We start from the raw sequence: 15,879 nt of genomic DNA, 5'->3' as shown, positions 1-15,879 counted from the left end.
TCGGTTAAGAATTACAGCTTACGCCATACCCCCCACTCACCTGTTGTTCCTGGTTCTTCACCTACTGTGTTCCAGTATGCTTTCCAGCTAATGCCGCTATGAATAACGACATCATTTTCATTGTATGTTTTCGTTGCAGACCAAGCACTAACATCTGGTGTTTCGCCATCAGTAAGAACTTGTGTCCATACATTCGCAACACCGGGTTGTTCACCTTGAGTCCACCAGCCAGCTTTCCACGTTTTACCACCATGTGTTACCACATCACCAGCAACATAAGTTGCAGACTTGCTCCAGCTACCTTCAGGTAATTCAGGATCTACTACCGGCGGTAATGGCTCAAGATCTTTAAAAATACTTAACGCAAAGCCGTAGTTTTCAGCTTCTACCCATACTTGGTTAGCATGAATATTCTTAGCATTAAACTCGTACTTAGCCGCAGTTTGATTCCAAACGCCAATAAATAATCTGTCTGTTGCTAGTATATTAATTTGCTCAGCTAAGGTTTGAGCCCACAAAGCTTGGTTAGCAGCCGTGATCACCAAGCGTTGATCCAATACTTCTACGCCAGTACCTGGCGCCATTAAACGAAAGCGGACTGTATCACCTTCAACAGGTGTAAAACCTGGCTTAACAAAAAAACCAGGTATTGCATGTAAATCGCCACCGACAACAGGTGGTGGTGTAATATCACCATTACCCTGCTTAATAGTGATATCACTACAGTTGTAGAATCCTTCACCAGCTGGATCAATACGCTGCCAACGAGAATAAAGGATAACGTCATCACCAATACGATCTTTTGGCAGTTTCACTTTAAAGTTATACGTATCATATGGTGTTGCTTCCGTTGGCTCGATATTACCTACTTCATCAACTAACTCTACATCATTCCACGTTAATGGTTGTGATTTATCGTAACCTGGCTTCGTTATGTAGAACTGCCAAAATGATGGATTATGTGTCGCAGTTGCAACCCACTTAAAATCAAACTCGCCGTTAGCATCAACAATAACTTCTGTGTGCTGCCACTCATTATGTGGAATATCTAAACCCGCTTTTTTCTGATCGCCACCTGCACATAACAGACCATCAACAACTTGTTTTTTTACTTCTTCAATATTGTTGTAATCGGCGGTTAAGGCTGCATTTTCATTCTTTTGAGTAAAAGGATGGGCGTTTGATTTATCCCAAAGAGCCTGACATGCCGCATTAGGAATTTTATTTTGCCAGTAGCCACCGTCACGATCGCAAATTTCAGTACGTGATGGCGGAAAATCAGCCCAGCCGTGTGCGCTAACAGTCGCTACAGCAGCAAAATTAGTCGCAATAACTGCGATTGCTAATGATAGTTTTTTTAATTTTAAAGGCATGTTGATCTCATTATTTTATAATAAGCACCGTCTCTCTATTGAGCATATAGATAATAACGCTGCCATTGCTTTCATTTTTGTTGGGGGGAGGAATATACAAAAACAACCATGTACCAATGAAATCATAACTCAGGCACATATAATAATAAAAACTTATACTTTTCATAAGCACATGATATGCAATGAAATAAAAAACATCCATTTTAATTAAAGAAACATTTTGTTACACACGCATTATTCTGCAGCTATCACTAATAAGAATAAATGCCACTACTTAGTATTTATTGTCTGTTTTACCCGCTATTTTTAATCATTGTAATAAGAAAATATTATTTTTATGCCCGTTTTGTTTAACAATACAGTCTTTAATTCGATAATTGTTTAATTATTCACTATTTATCGTTACTGCTATTCCACCATACTATTAGTTCCTTTTCATACAGTTTTAAATGCCAAACTTATCGTAATATATGAACTTTAATTCTATTTTTAGCTAATTAAACCAAAATATAGTCGATTATATTTGTAATATTTAGATTTTTAGCCAACTCTATTTATAAGTCATGCTGATAAAGGAGATGTATGATGATGACGCCACTAATGCGTAGTTTACAACTTACTCAACTGAGTGAGCATGCAGTCAATGAATTAGCTCCTTCGTTTATACGTTTACCTCACACCTGTCATGCTGATGGCCAGTATCGGTTACGCCGCTATTCCATTGTTGCTTTACATGATGGAAAACTTGTCCAGTTACCTGCTGCAGATTTTGTTCAATCTGATGATATCAATCATTTTCAAGGTAACGTAATTCGCCATTTTGAGCCTCTAGAAGATGCGGTCATAACCTGTAGCGGAATGCTTGAGATGTGCCAATTATTTCAAGATGCCAATGCTATTCCTAATGACCAACCCATTGAAATTCACCAGATGCGTGTCACTGTTATTGATGGCGAAGTACCAACATCACCCGAAGGCATTCACCAAGATGGGTTTGAACATATTGCAGTGATTGGAATAAAACGTCACAACATCCATGGTGGTGAGTTTTTAGTTTATAAAGATAACAACTCGTCACCGATTCTGTGTACAACCCTACAACATGGCGAAATGGCTATTTTAGCTGATGAAATTTTATGGCATAACGCCCATCCTATTAAAACGATCAAAAAACACCATCAAGGTTATTGGGATGTCTTTGTGCTAACCACCAAGGAGATTCAACATGACCTTTGATCCCTTAGAAAATCGGTGCTTATTTCCGGCGTTAAATCAGCAAATAAATAATAAACCAGTCTGTTTTTTTGACGGTCCTGGAGGGTCACAAGTTCCTCAAACAGTGTTAGATACAATGAGTTATTACTTAGGTCATTTTAATTCAAACTTAGGCGGATCTTTTTTTACTAGCGTTGCAACGACAGCATTAATGAAAGAGGCTCGTCAGGTAGCACAAGTTTTAATTAACGCTCCCTCAGCTAACAATGTTGTTTTTGGGGCTAATATGACCAGCCTCACTTTTCATCTAAGTCGAACAATAGCCAGAGATTGGCAACAGGGCGATGAGATTATTGTTACTGCACTTGATCATTACTCAAATGTATCAAGCTGGCAGCAAGCAGCCGAGGATAAAGGGGTGACCATCCATCAAGTACGTTTAAATAGTACCAATTGCGATCTCGATTATGATCATTTCAATACGTTACTCAATTCTCGCACAAAATTAGTCGCCGTCAGTTACGCATCAAATGTGACAGGGTCACTAATGGATGTAGAACGCATCATTAAAGCAGCCCATGCTGTCGGTGCACAAGTATATGTTGATGCTGTCCATTATGCTCCCCACCGACTGATTGATGTTCAAGCATTAGATTGTGACTTTTTAGTATGCTCTGCATACAAGTTTTTTGGTCCCCACCTTGGAATTGCTTATATTGCGCCACAATGGCTTCAAACACTTAGGCCTTATAAAGTCGAGCCCGCTCCCAATGATGGCCCAGCTCGCTTTGAAACCGGCACTCAAAATTTTGAAGCGTTGGCTGGATTTATTGCAGCGGTTAATTATTTAGCCGATTACAGCCGTCATATCGACAACCAATCATTATCACTTCGACAGCATTTATGTCGCAGTTTTGATTATTATCAAGCCTATGAAACCAAACTTAGCCAATATTTCCTATCCCATTTAAACCACTATAGTAATGTCACTTTATATGGCATCAATCATCATCAACAACGTACACCAACTTTCGCGATCAGGATTGATAATACAACACCTGCAGAAGTCGCCAGCTATCTTAGTAACCACAATATCTGTGTTTGGCACGGGCATTTTTATGCACAAGGATTATGCGAACAATTAAAGCTACTCAATAAAGGTGGGGTTATTCGTATTGGCTGTATGCATTACAATACTTATAATGAAATAGACACCTTATTTAAAGTATTAGATTGCTTTCTAACACCACAGTAATGCCTAAACCTGATGATCTTAACAAGGCGCCTTAACCACCATAATATTCACTATAAATGAGAAAATATTATTGTGCCTTGCCATGTGCTCAAGTTTTTACAACTATTTATGACGTAATATATAAAATTTATGCGATTAATATCACTTAATATAAAAATGATTAAGCTTAATTTTGCAATTTATAATTAACGTATTAACTATTATCGTACTTCAGTAATAGTATGATATTATTATCAAACCCGCTCCAACTCGGTACAGAAATGAATCAGTCTCAACAACTACTCGATATTAGTACTCATGCCCTACTACATCTAGAATTTAAAAAACTTGAACGTCGCCTATCATTGACTGAGCAAAATAATTTACTTGTTCAGTACCTGAAACGAATCCTAAAAGATAATCGATACCGTGCCGTTAAGAAATCGACCAAAAGTTGGTTATTGCGCGGTAGGAAAACGGGCGCCTGTTTAGCATCAATCCTAAATAATGATCGAGAGCGTATGCTACAAACCAGCTCTACTGATCTTTATCGCTTTGTTGATCTGATTGAAGAAGTCGAATCACAATTAAATACCAAAGTGCAATACTCATTAGCACATAATATCAATTTGAAAGCGCGGTTTGGTAACGTCTTAGTGTGCGTGGTAGATGAAGATTTAACATCAAGTTTTGATGATGATGGCCTGATGACCAAATCAACTCAAATTTTATTTATTGGTAATACCGAGCACAAAGACATTTTCTCTGCGGCTATTGATCAAAGCGGTTATTTCCAATCTGTTATTGCATATGAAGATGAAAACCACCTTCGTGTTGAACTTTTTAGACTTTAATTTCACACTTCATTGTAATTGACAATACCAATGAGTTTGCCTTAGCAGCTTACTCATTGGTTGTTCTATTATACTAATCTTAGATTCCCACCTAAGAAGATAATAATCATCGCTAAAACTCATTATTATTTTTCATAAAGCCACTCATTGAAAATTAAATCAATTAGTCAATATATACGCTGACACTCCTTGCCGTAGTTTGACCAACTCTTGCTTTCCAACGCACCGCATCTTTATGTTTACACAGTAAAACTACTGTATAAATTTTTGGGATATAACTCAAAATTTCGTATCGTAATAAAATTTCATTTCAGATATTCGTTAATAAAAACACCACCACTAAAAAATTAATCCTTTATTTTCAACACCTTAATCAAATATCTTGTGATATTCAGGCCGACTCATTTTTTATATTTATCCTATACATGCGACAAATAACGCTTGCATCTCAATCAGAATAAAACTACTGTATGGACATACAGCATGTATATATAACCACTGTCGGAGATGACACTATGAAAGCACTAATGCAGACTCAAGAATTTATTACTGCTTCTGACGTTTACAAAGCCACATTTGGATCGCATTTAAATGGTATAGAATCTCCGTCAAGGGCTGTTCCGATTGAGGTCAGCTATAGTGAACAACAACAAGCTCAACTGGCATATTTTTTACGTCTTCTTAAACAAGCAAATGAAGAAAATCGCTGGATCATGTTTATTGGCCAAGACGCACTGTTAGATAAACAATTGCTCATCAATGCCGGCATTGATATTAATAAAGTGCTGCTACTTAAAAATGCTAAAAATCAAAGTAAACATTTACTTATGGCAAAAGCATTAGAAATGGGAAATTGCTCTGCTGTTATTGTTACAGGCGAAATTGAAGCATTTAATACTCCTATTATTACAACGGCTGCCGAACAAGGTAAAACATTAGCTTTTGTATTAAACCAGAACATTAAAGCACAATTAACATTCCATTAAGCTATTTTATAGGCGCCAATGTTATCAACAAGTTACACCAACGCTAACATTACATACAACCAGTAAAGATATATATACAACTTATATTTTTTTATTTGAAAATATATTTCTTTTAATATGAAAAAAATTAAAAATAGCTTTTACGCATAATGAAAATCCATATAATCGAGTAAATTAATATTTAAATACTAGGTTTCAGAATGGATAATAAGCTCGGATTTGGTGCATTAACTGCATTTGTAATCGGCTCAATGATTGGTGCGGGGGTTTTTAGTCTGCCACAAAATATGGCAGCTGTTGCTAGCCCTGCAGCAGTCATAATCGGCTGGGCTATTACGGGTGTAGGCATGATATTCCTTGCTATGTCTTTTCAAATTTTATCATTACTAAAACCTAATATTAATAGTGGCGTTTTTGGCTACGCCCAAGCAGGTTTTGGCGATTTTGTGGGATTTTGTTCTGCTTGGGGTTACTGGTTAAGTGCAATGCTTGCCAATGTCTCATACCTTGTGATTGTTTTTAGTACCTTAGGTATGTTCTTTGATAAACCAGGTCATATCATTTTTGGTATGGGTAATACTTGGCAATCAATTGTTGGCGCATCGGTACTATTATGGTTAGTTTACGCATCAGTAAGACGAGGCGTACAAACCGCTGCAACCATTAATACGATCACTACCGTTGCTAAATTAATTCCATTAGTCCTCTTTATTTTCTGTACTTTAGTTGCATTTAAATGGCATACATTTACATTTGATTTTACGGGTTTAGAATTTGGTCCTCAACATGATTTACTAAGTCAAGTTAAAGGCACCATGCTTATCACTGTATGGGTATTTATCGGTGTTGAAGGAGCTGTGATTGTTTCATCACGAGCACGCAATCGTCGTGATATCGGTCGAGCGACGATTCTTGGGCTACTAACAGCGCTTATTATTTATGTCTTTGTTACTCTGCTTTCTATGGGAGTCATTTCTACACCTGAACTAGCTAAATTCCATAATCCATCAATGGCAATTGTACTTGAGCATATTCTTGGCCCATGGGGTTCAATTATTATTGGTTGTGGTTTATTGGTGTCCGTAAGTGGTGCATTTTTAAGTTGGACAGTTCTCGCGACAGAAGCACCACTGTTGGCTGCACAGAACAATATGTTCCCTAAATCATATGCTAAAGAAAATAGTGCAGGGACGTCGATTAAAGCGCTTAACCTAACTATTATTTGTATTCAAATTTCATTATTTGCTGTTATTTATGCTGGTGGAACTTATAATTCATTACTAATAATTGCTTCAGAAATGATCTTAGTTCCCTACTTCCTTGTTGCCGCTTATACGCTAAAACTTGCTATTAAAAATAAAAATCGTGGCATGCTATTGTTTATAGGTTTAGGTTCAACTATTTACGGTCTATGGCTACTTTATGCTTCAGGCTTAAGTCACTTATTACTCGCTTCTTTATTGTATTTACCAGGGCTATATTTCTTCATTAAAGCTAAGAAAGAGTTAAATCAGCCCTACTTTGTTGGTAAAGAGCGTGTTTTCGTTGTGTTATTAGTTCTCTTGTCTGTGTTCGCTATTTATATGGTTGCCACTGGGCATATTGTGTTAGAAAGTTAATATTTACTAATATACATATTAAAAAGCCGTATATTACTATTACTCCCATAACCATGGACATAGTGTAATATACGGCTTTTTTGTCAATATTATTTAAGCTGTTGGTGCTCCCAACTTATTTCAATTCGATTTCTGCCCATCTTTTTAGCTTTTAATAACGCTAAATCAGCACGCTGAATTAACTCTTCACTAGATTCATTCACTAATTCAGCCACACCTAAACTGCAGGTTAACTTAAATTCACGATCAAAATCCCAGACTTTGTTTGCAATCGTTTCTCTAATTTCTTCTGCAATTTCAACAGCTGTACTCATATTCGTTTCAGGGCAGAAAAGTACAAATTCCTCTCCCCCCCAACGCGCAAACATATCAGAACGCCGTATTAATTTATCAATCGTTTCTGCAAATTTAACTAATACCGTATCGCCAAAACCATGACCATAAGTATCATTTACCGCCTTAAAGTGATCTATATCGATAAAAATCATTGAGAAAGGAATATCATTAGATTGAGTTTGAATTGTTATCTCTTCTAACCATTCAGTTACGGTATGTCGATTTCTAATCCGCGTTAATGGATCTGTACAGGCTAAATGTTCAAATTTCAAACTTTTATTATATAGCAATCTATTTGCATCGCGTAAACGCTGGCTGCGCTCTTCTGTGAATTTTATTTTTTTATCGAGAATGAATCGCTCACTCATAATAATAATAATAGCGGTAACGACCCACAAAAGTAATAATGCTTTAACTAAAGACGATTCAGAAATCCACTCGCCATAAAATACTAATTTATTTAATCGAATAGCATAATAAGACTCTTTAACGTAACTGCCTGTAGCAATCTCAATCACTGAAATATTATCAAATTGTCGACTCGACTTATCGACAGGAATATTGTTTTCAGCGATCCACCACGATAACACTTGAAAATTTCGTAATGGAAAAACCTTCAATCCATCATCAATCCCTGGTGAATATTCTATCGCATTAAACTTTAATGATATTGGATCATTGACATTCGCATAGGTTGAATCAAAATTACGTAAATATACTCTTACGCGTTCATCTTCGAGTGGACTCGTGTAATCAATATCAATACCCACTGAATGATAAGCGCTTAAGTCGATCCCTTTATCAACATAATCAGTTAACGAAATGGCTATTTCACAAAATGGCCACTTAGCTTTATTAATAATATTGCATTCTAACAATACATGATCTTGACCAATATCTAATGTTGCAGTTGTTGCCCCTTTTTGGGCTGAATCATCAATAATTTTATATTGGCTATTTTGCGGCGTAACTATATATTCTTTCTTTGCACCTCCCAAAAGGTACCACCCATATGCCACTATGGTAAGAAAGACTAAAAATAAGACAATTGATCGAAGCCATTTATTTAACCCCGCCATAAATACCTCAAAACATTATCATTGCTAAAACGAAGTAAAATATTACAACCATAGCAACAAACTAGCAGACAATGTATAGTTAAACAACTAATTATATTAGATATTTATAGAAAACCGAACGCATTAAAGCAACACATTGCTTATCAATAAAAAACGCCGCTATTTTGCGACGTTTTACACTTTTTTGAGATATAAATGACAGTTATTTAACGACGGCGTTGAGCGTTTTTACCTCGATTCTGATGTATTTTACTCTTTGCCTTAGCACGACGTTTTTCTGCCGACGCACCACGATGAACAGACACTGTTTCAATTAAACTTGGATCGGGTTCATAGCCTTCAAGCCATTGTTGTGGTAGACGTGTATCTAGTAGCTCTTCAATCGCTTTTAATGCCCACTCTTCATCAAGACTCATTAATGTGATCGCATAACCGGTATTTCCTGCTCGGCCAGTACGACCAATTCGATGCACATAATCTTCAGCATTAAACGGTAAATCAAAGTTAACAACATATTCTAGTTGCTGAATATCTAAACCACGAGCAGCCACATCGGTTGCCACTAATACACGCACTTTACCTGCTTTAAAATCATCTAAAGCACGTTGACGAGCACCTTGGCTTTTATCACCATTAATTGACACCGCTTTAATACCATCAAGACCCAAACTTTTAGCAAGTTGATCAGAACCTTGCTTAGTTTTAGTAAACACCAACACTTGCTGCCAGTTACGCGAGCCAATTAAATAAGCTAATAATTCTGATTTGCGCTTCTTATCTACTGGATATACCATTTGCTGAACAGTATCAGCCGCAATGTTTTCTGGTGCGACTTCTACCATTTTAGGATCAGTTAAAATACTAAAGGCTAATTTCTTAACCTGCTTTGAAAAAGTAGCAGAGAAAAATAGTGTCTGACGCTCGGCAGGCATACGCTTCATGATACGATTAATATCAATAATAAACCCCATATCAAGCATACGATCTGCTTCATCAAGCACAAATGTTTCTATATTCGCAAGTGATACATTACCGACAAAAACATGGTCAAGTAAGCGACCAGGTGTCGCAATTAAAATATCAACGCCAGCTTTTAAGGCTTTTATTTGAACATTCATGCTAGTGCCGCCATAAGCAACAGCAACTTTCAGTTCAGTATATTTACTGTATGCAATAAAGCTATCGTAGACCTGTTGTGCCAATTCACGGGTTGGCGTGATCACTAAAGCGCGAATTTTCGCACCTTGCTGAGGCTTAGCGTCTTCTATTCCCTGTTCAGTTAGTGATGGCAATGTCATTAAACGTTGTAAAATAGGAAGCGCAAATGCTGCTGTTTTTCCGGTACCCGTTTGTGCCCCAGCCATCACATCATTCCCTGCCAATGCTAATGGGATTGCTTGCAACTGCACATCTGTTGGTTTTTCATAACCTAATTCTGTAACAACTTGCAATAATTTAGGGTGAAGACCGAGCGTTTCAAACGACATAGTGTATTCCTAGCAATAAATACGCTTATACCAATAGAGCGGCATAAGAAAACAAGCGCGGATTCTAACATAAAAAAAAAGCACTTCGCCATGAAGTGCTTTTCGTTACACAATAAATATTGGTGAATTACATAATAGCTACTGTTTAATATTCAAGAAAGCCGCGCCACGAACGCCACCAGCATCACCGTGTTTTGCTTTTACAATTTTTGGTGCTTGTGACACTGACAATAAGTATTTAGGTAAACGCTTTGGTAATTCATCATAAATTAATTCAAAATTAGATAAACCGCCACCTAACACCACAACATGAGGATCAACACCCGTGAATAAATTAGCAAAGCACATTGCTAATACTTCCATAAAGCGATCAACGTGCTGTTGTGCTTTTTCATCACCTGCAGCATGACGTTCAATAATCTCAATCGCTTTTAGTTTTTCACCGTAATAGTGCGTATAAATCTGCTCAAAACCACGACCTGATAAATAGTTATCAATACAGCCTTTTTGACCACAACCGCAATCAAATAATGGTGCATTTTCGCCTAAATGTAGCCATGCATCTAATGGCAAACGTGCATGACCAAACTCACCACCGACATGGTTTAAGCCTGAAAAGACCTTACCGTTAAATACCATACCGCCACCAAAACCAGTGCCCAAAATAAGCCCCAACACTGACGGTGCATCTTGATGCTCATCATCCCATGCTTCTGACAATGCAAAACAGTTAGCATCATTATCAAGACTGACACTACGACCTAATTTTGCTTCCAAATCTTTACGCAATCTACGCCCTTTAGCTGAAGGGACATTTGAAGTTAATACCGTGCCATCTCGCGCATCTTCAATTCCGGGAATACCCAGTCCAACAGCACCTTCACAACCAAATTTAGCATCTGCGGCAGTAATAATAGACACAATCGTATCGATCAGTTTATCGTAATCATCACTCGGTGTTGGTACACGCTCTGTTGCTACGCGCTCTAGTTTTTCATTAAATGCACCAAATTCAATTTTAGTTCCGCCTACATCGAAGCCGTAGTACATCCTATTCTCCTACAAATAATGTTTAACTACACCGTGAGCTTATAACTCATTAAATATACTAAAAATTATCCACATTTAGACCAAAAGTGACTGTGATCTACGGCTAATTCAGCAGTTATTGTTCAACTCAATTTTAATGTTATTCAGTCGGCATCACATTTTTAAATCGACGTTTCATCAATCGACATAAATTTTTCTAATACAGCTAATGATGATTGCTCAGGTACTAAGCGATTCATCTTACCTGCAATATAATTTTCGCGGAAAACATCGAACCATAAATCTAATAGCTCAGCGTTATAATGCTCACCAAAAACATCGATAATTCGAGCCGCCACTTCAGCTGTACCCAATTGATTTTCTTTTGAGGCTTCACGCATTTTATAGCGTGAAGGCTGATCTGGATTAATAGACAATAGCGGAAAACGATCAAGATATGGGCTCTTACGGAACATTTTTTTAGCTTCAGCCCAACTGCCATCTAGCATTATAAATAATGGCCGCTTCCCTGCTTCAAGTTCTATTGACGTCGCTTCTCTTTCTGGTGCGTATTCCGCTGGAAAAACCACATAAGGCTGCCATTGAGGATCATCTAATAATGCTAACATCTCAACGTTAGGCTCAGTGCGCGACCAAATATAAGCAAAGGTATCTTCAAACACATCTGCAATTAATCGACCAGTATTACTTGGTTTTAAAATTTCATCATCAAACATTACCAATAAAAAAGCCGCGTTTGATTTAGCTAATGGGCGATGTTTACAAATACACAGATGCGTACGTAACATACACTGACGACAGCGTTGGACTTTACAGCCACGAGCAAGGAAAGGACGAGTTGAACGTGCAAGACGTTCTTCATAAAGAGTATGGACAGCATGGATGCGCATAGCGACTAACCTAAAACAGGAAAAACGCCTGCATTTTACATAAACCGTACTAAACATACAGCCATTATCAACATTACAGGTTGGCTAGCATAATATTGTTTAGTTTATAGTCGTATTTCCATCGACCTCCGTTAAAATAAACTCACCTTTACTGTCGGTGTAGCAATTATCGCTATTAATAATCGTCGTGGTATTACGGCCTTTTTTCTTAGATTCATATAACGCTAAATCAGATTTTTCTAACCATGATTTATAATCGATCAGTTTAGGATTCCACTCACAAACACCGAGACTGATTGTAACTTTAACAATCCCTCGCTGATCATCAAATACCGTTTCTTGTTCAATACGATTACGCAGTCTTTCGGTAAAGTAACCTGCAAGTTCAGCTGATGTTCCAGGTAAAATAATACCAAATTCTTCACCGCCGTAACGGCCAGCAATATCTGTTTGCCGTTTTGTACGACGTAAAACATCAGCGATTACTTTTATTACTCCATCGCCCGCAACATGACCATAAGTATCATTAACACGTTTAAAATGATCAATATCAAACATCACCAGTGTTGCTGGTGTTTGTGTTTGCTGGCAATACTCAAATGCGTCAGCTAAACAATTCTCCCAATGACCTCGATTATAAAGTTGGGTTAACCGATCGGTAATGCTTAAATGCGTCAGCTGTTTATTTGACTCATGAAGATGGTTTTTGTTTTTAGCGATATCAGTAACATCATTAATGGTTAAACAAATATGCTTATATTCGCCTGATAATGAACGCAATGGCGTTATAGTCATATTCTGATACATAATATCTGAGCTGCCAGATATTGGACAAAAATTTAAAAAACGAAACACCCACGGCCGATCTTCCCATGCTGAAAATGAGTGCATACGTAACTTAAACGTTGATCGTATTTTATTTTTCAGCCACAACTCAGGTAAGTCAGGCACTATATCAAACAGTGACTTACCCATTATTTGTGTACAAGATATACCACTATATGCCTGCATGAACGTATTCCATGCACAGACATTATAGTTTTCATCTAATATAACAACACCCGCATCTAGGTTATCTAATACTTGCATTGTTAAATGAAAATCAGCTAAAGATATTTCGTTCAATGTAATGATTCCATCACTTTATCATTAATAATAGTTAGAGAATGGCTATCCATAATAAATAAGACATCACACTCAACATCTAATATTTCAGCCTTATAGGTATATTCAATGGTGAAGTAAGTATTTGTCTCACATTGTGTGTGATGCAAGTTCATATATTCTTCTAGAACAATGGGTTGTCGAACAGAAAATGGAATTAAAATTTGCTCTGATAATGCCACTAAAAAAGATGACACCATCAAATTTGCAATATCGATAACGACTTCGTTCTTATATTCATCGGTTTGACTAAAACCCAATTTTTCACCAAAGACATGAATATCTTGGCCATGTAATTCCACTAACGCTTCGCCATGAATACCACCACCAACAAAACGCTGTGTTATCGCAATAAGTTCATTATCATTACGAATATCTGCAATCGCCATTGATAAGTCACTGCTTTTCATAAATGCCACATTCGGTAACGGCATTTTGATAAAATCACCTAAATGGTCAGAAATAATAGCAGCCCCACGTCCTAGAGCAATATTGGCGATTTCACGAATATTATCTATTGGATGCTCACTAATAAAATGCGCACCCGTGACTGAATGTTGCACACCATCAAATACTAGCCCTAAGCGTTGAGAAAGCTCTATCAGCTGTTTATGATCAAAAGGCTTAGGTAAAAAATAATCCGCCCCCAGTGCTAAACTTCTTTCCATTGCTGTGCATTGAACATCAGCAGATAACACAATAATTGTAGTAGTAAAGTCTCGTACGGGTAACGATTTCATCACGCTAAAACCATCCATCACTGGCATGGTTAGATCTAAAAACATAATATCGATATCAATATTTTTTAGGTGTTCAAGCCCCTCTTCTCCATTTTCAGCATAGAAGAAATTGGCATTACTGCACGCTTGTAGGGATCGTGTAATGGATTTATGCACCAATACTGAATCGTCACAAATGAGAATATTCATATTTTTAATCATCAGATTGATCACTTACCCACGAAACTTAAATTTAGTATAAAGCAAAGCAACAATCTGCTGTAATATAAATTATGCATTCAGTGACATACATCTAAATATTGAGCTTACTTCCAAAAAACAAACTGAAGATAAATTTTATATTATCCTCTTTGGTTACATTTTATAAAATAAAGTTTATTTTCTATAATTCCGCTTATCTCATTAAGTAAAGATAATTATTGACAATATAGTTACCCAATCGCTTTTTTATAATAGAATCAGAGCATAATTTTATATCAGCCAAAGGATAATAAACATGAAAGCTCTTCGTTGGATTGTCGGTCGCATCATCCTTATACTTAATGCTCTTTTTTCACCGCGTGGAATGCAACGCAATGCGGTAGAACAACAAAAGGTTGACGCTGCTGTTGCCAATATGCAGCTCTATCAATTTGAAACTTGCCCGTTTTGTGTAAAAGTTCGACGTCACGCAAAGCGTTTAAATTTACCACTTGCTACTCGCGACGCAAAAGTAGCACCTTGGGACAAAGAACTATTAGAGCAAGGTGGAAAGCGCAAAGTTCCTTGTTTACGCATTGAAGAAAATGACCAAATCACCTGGATGTATGAATCAAACGATATTATTGCGTATTTAGACAAACGTTTTGCTTAACTTCAGCAATAAATAACAACAAATAAATATTCAAGTCCTGTTGTTAAAAGCCGATATACCTGCATTACCTTTTATCGCTTGCGTATAAAAGCAAAATGGTTATCGGCTTTTTAACCGTTGTATTTTTCACTTATTGGTTATAAATAAGTTCTACAGGGCTGTATATGAGAAAAAATCATACAATCACTACTGACGATATTTTAATAAAATTATGTCATTCACTGGCTGATGTATTATCACGTGCAACAGACAGTCAAATTAAATATTCACCGATGGTACAAAAAATTAATAAAACCAGTTTAAAACCTGATATCGGATGCTTTGTTTTATTTGATGGTGGTTTTACCGGCTTAGTTGTTACCAATTTCTCTGCGCTGGCCGCTATGGAACTTTATCAGAATTATATGCTACGGATGGGTTTTACAAATTCAGACCTTGCCATTCATCATACAGCAGATGACGTAGCAAACATTTTAGGTGAGTTAATGAACCAAGTCGTTGGAGATTTTACTGGTAAAATTGGTCGAGAATTAAATATTTCAATTACTCAAAATCAACCAAAAATGTTGGCATTACACAAACAAATTATATTGTCTGTTGATACCAATTTAGATCGTCCACAAGTTCGACGCGTTAGTTTTACGACAGCTAGCAACAATATTTTTTATCTTGAACTTGCGATGGATAAAACTGAATTTATTCAACTCGAAGCTTTTGAAGTTAATGAACAAGATCCTGATACCATTTTTGAAACGGCTTATGTTGCTCAACAGCAAAACCAACCGACTTCAGAAAATAAGCCCACCGACAATAATAATGATAATCAAGATTTACTTGACCAATTAGGATTATAACTATTTTAATTAGTAGGTAACTTTATATAACAATACTGTTGCCTACTTACATTTTATGCGGTGTCACTTACTGTTAATACCGTTTTATAATGTAATTATGTGATCATTAACGTTATTTCATTTCATTATGCAATTTACAAAATCC

Annotated in this window: 14 protein-coding genes; 7 read left to right on the top strand and 7 right to left on the bottom strand. The window is 36.7% G+C overall.

The window, feature by feature from the left end; genetic code table 11:
• Window positions 1–11: 11 nt before the first annotated feature.
• On the bottom strand, window positions 12–1,373 hold the full coding sequence (locus PMAL9190_RS00905) for a lytic polysaccharide monooxygenase (protein ID WP_087843503.1): 1,362 nt from the start codon (window positions 1,371–1,373) through the stop codon (window positions 12–14).
• Window positions 1,374–1,958: 585 nt separating this feature from the next.
• Between PMAL9190_RS00905 and PMAL9190_RS00895 the strand changes: the two genes are divergently transcribed.
• From PMAL9190_RS00895 to PMAL9190_RS00875, 5 genes are all read left to right on the top strand, one after another.
• Window positions 1,959–2,609: a 2OG-Fe dioxygenase family protein gene (locus PMAL9190_RS00895; RefSeq protein ID WP_087843501.1), complete on the top strand. Its 651-nt coding sequence runs from the start codon at window positions 1,959–1,961 to the stop codon at window positions 2,607–2,609.
• Entirely contained in the window at window positions 2,599–3,843 is a 1,245-nt protein-coding gene (locus PMAL9190_RS00890; RefSeq protein WP_087843500.1) for a cysteine desulfurase-like protein, read from the top strand. The genes PMAL9190_RS00895 and PMAL9190_RS00890 overlap by 11 nt, the downstream gene beginning before the upstream one ends.
• Before the next feature lie 260 nt (window positions 3,844–4,103).
• Entirely contained in the window at window positions 4,104–4,676 is a 573-nt protein-coding gene (locus PMAL9190_RS00885) for a DUF2913 family protein (protein ID WP_087843499.1), read from the top strand.
• Between the two features lie 515 nt (window positions 4,677–5,191).
• Entirely contained in the window at window positions 5,192–5,662 is a 471-nt protein-coding gene (locus PMAL9190_RS00880) for a SulA-like leucine-rich domain-containing protein (protein WP_087843498.1), read from the top strand.
• A 200-nt stretch (window positions 5,663–5,862) separates the two neighbouring features.
• Window positions 5,863–7,281, top strand: a complete 1,419-nt coding sequence (locus tag PMAL9190_RS00875; protein WP_087843497.1) for a basic amino acid/polyamine antiporter — start codon at window positions 5,863–5,865, stop codon at window positions 7,279–7,281.
• Window positions 7,282–7,370: 89 nt separating this feature from the next.
• Here the strand turns inward: PMAL9190_RS00875 and PMAL9190_RS00870 are convergent, their stop codons facing one another.
• The 6 genes from PMAL9190_RS00870 to PMAL9190_RS00845 all read right to left on the bottom strand — a co-directional run bounded on the left by PMAL9190_RS00870 (window position 7,371) and on the right by PMAL9190_RS00845 (window position 14,216).
• The gene (locus PMAL9190_RS00870) at window positions 7,371–8,615 is read right to left on the bottom strand and encodes a GGDEF domain-containing protein (protein ID WP_235004253.1); all 1,245 of its coding nucleotides are present in this window, start codon (window positions 8,613–8,615) and stop codon (window positions 7,371–7,373) included.
• Window positions 8,616–8,902: 287 nt separating this feature from the next.
• Window positions 8,903–10,183, bottom strand: a complete 1,281-nt coding sequence (locus tag PMAL9190_RS00865; protein ID WP_087843495.1) for a DEAD/DEAH box helicase — start codon at window positions 10,181–10,183, stop codon at window positions 8,903–8,905.
• 138 nt (window positions 10,184–10,321) lie between these two features.
• Window positions 10,322–11,233 carry an N-acetylglucosamine kinase gene (gene nagK, locus PMAL9190_RS00860; RefSeq protein ID WP_087843494.1) on the bottom strand — a complete coding sequence of 304 codons (912 nt, stop codon included), beginning with the start codon at window positions 11,231–11,233 and terminating at the stop codon, window positions 10,322–10,324.
• A 161-nt stretch (window positions 11,234–11,394) separates the two neighbouring features.
• Window positions 11,395–12,123 carry a tRNA-uridine aminocarboxypropyltransferase gene (locus PMAL9190_RS00855; protein WP_087843493.1) on the bottom strand — a complete coding sequence of 243 codons (729 nt, stop codon included), beginning with the start codon at window positions 12,121–12,123 and terminating at the stop codon, window positions 11,395–11,397.
• Window positions 12,124–12,222: 99 nt separating this feature from the next.
• Complete coding sequence (locus PMAL9190_RS00850) at window positions 12,223–13,248, bottom strand: sensor domain-containing diguanylate cyclase (RefSeq protein ID WP_087843492.1); 1,026 nt, start codon at window positions 13,246–13,248, stop codon at window positions 12,223–12,225.
• Complete coding sequence (locus PMAL9190_RS00845) at window positions 13,245–14,216, bottom strand: response regulator (protein WP_235004252.1); 972 nt, start codon at window positions 14,214–14,216, stop codon at window positions 13,245–13,247. The genes PMAL9190_RS00850 and PMAL9190_RS00845 overlap by 4 nt, the downstream gene beginning before the upstream one ends.
• Before the next feature lie 307 nt (window positions 14,217–14,523).
• Here PMAL9190_RS00845 and PMAL9190_RS00840 point away from each other — a divergent pair, with 307 nt between their 5' ends.
• Both PMAL9190_RS00840 and PMAL9190_RS00835 read left to right on the top strand, forming a co-directional pair.
• Entirely contained in the window at window positions 14,524–14,880 is a 357-nt protein-coding gene (locus PMAL9190_RS00840) for a glutathione S-transferase N-terminal domain-containing protein (RefSeq protein ID WP_087843490.1), read from the top strand.
• A gap of 164 nt (window positions 14,881–15,044) precedes the next feature.
• Window positions 15,045–15,734: a DUF3334 family protein gene (locus PMAL9190_RS00835; RefSeq protein WP_087843489.1), complete on the top strand. Its 690-nt coding sequence runs from the start codon at window positions 15,045–15,047 to the stop codon at window positions 15,732–15,734.
• The last annotated feature ends 145 nt before the right edge of the window (window positions 15,735–15,879 follow it).

Source organism: Photobacterium malacitanum (assembly GCF_900185615.1).
Taxonomy (GTDB): Bacteria; Pseudomonadota; Gammaproteobacteria; order Enterobacterales; family Vibrionaceae; genus Photobacterium; species Photobacterium malacitanum.
The sequence above is the reverse complement of the archived record's forward strand: the minus strand, read 5'-3'. Positions and strand labels throughout refer to the sequence as shown.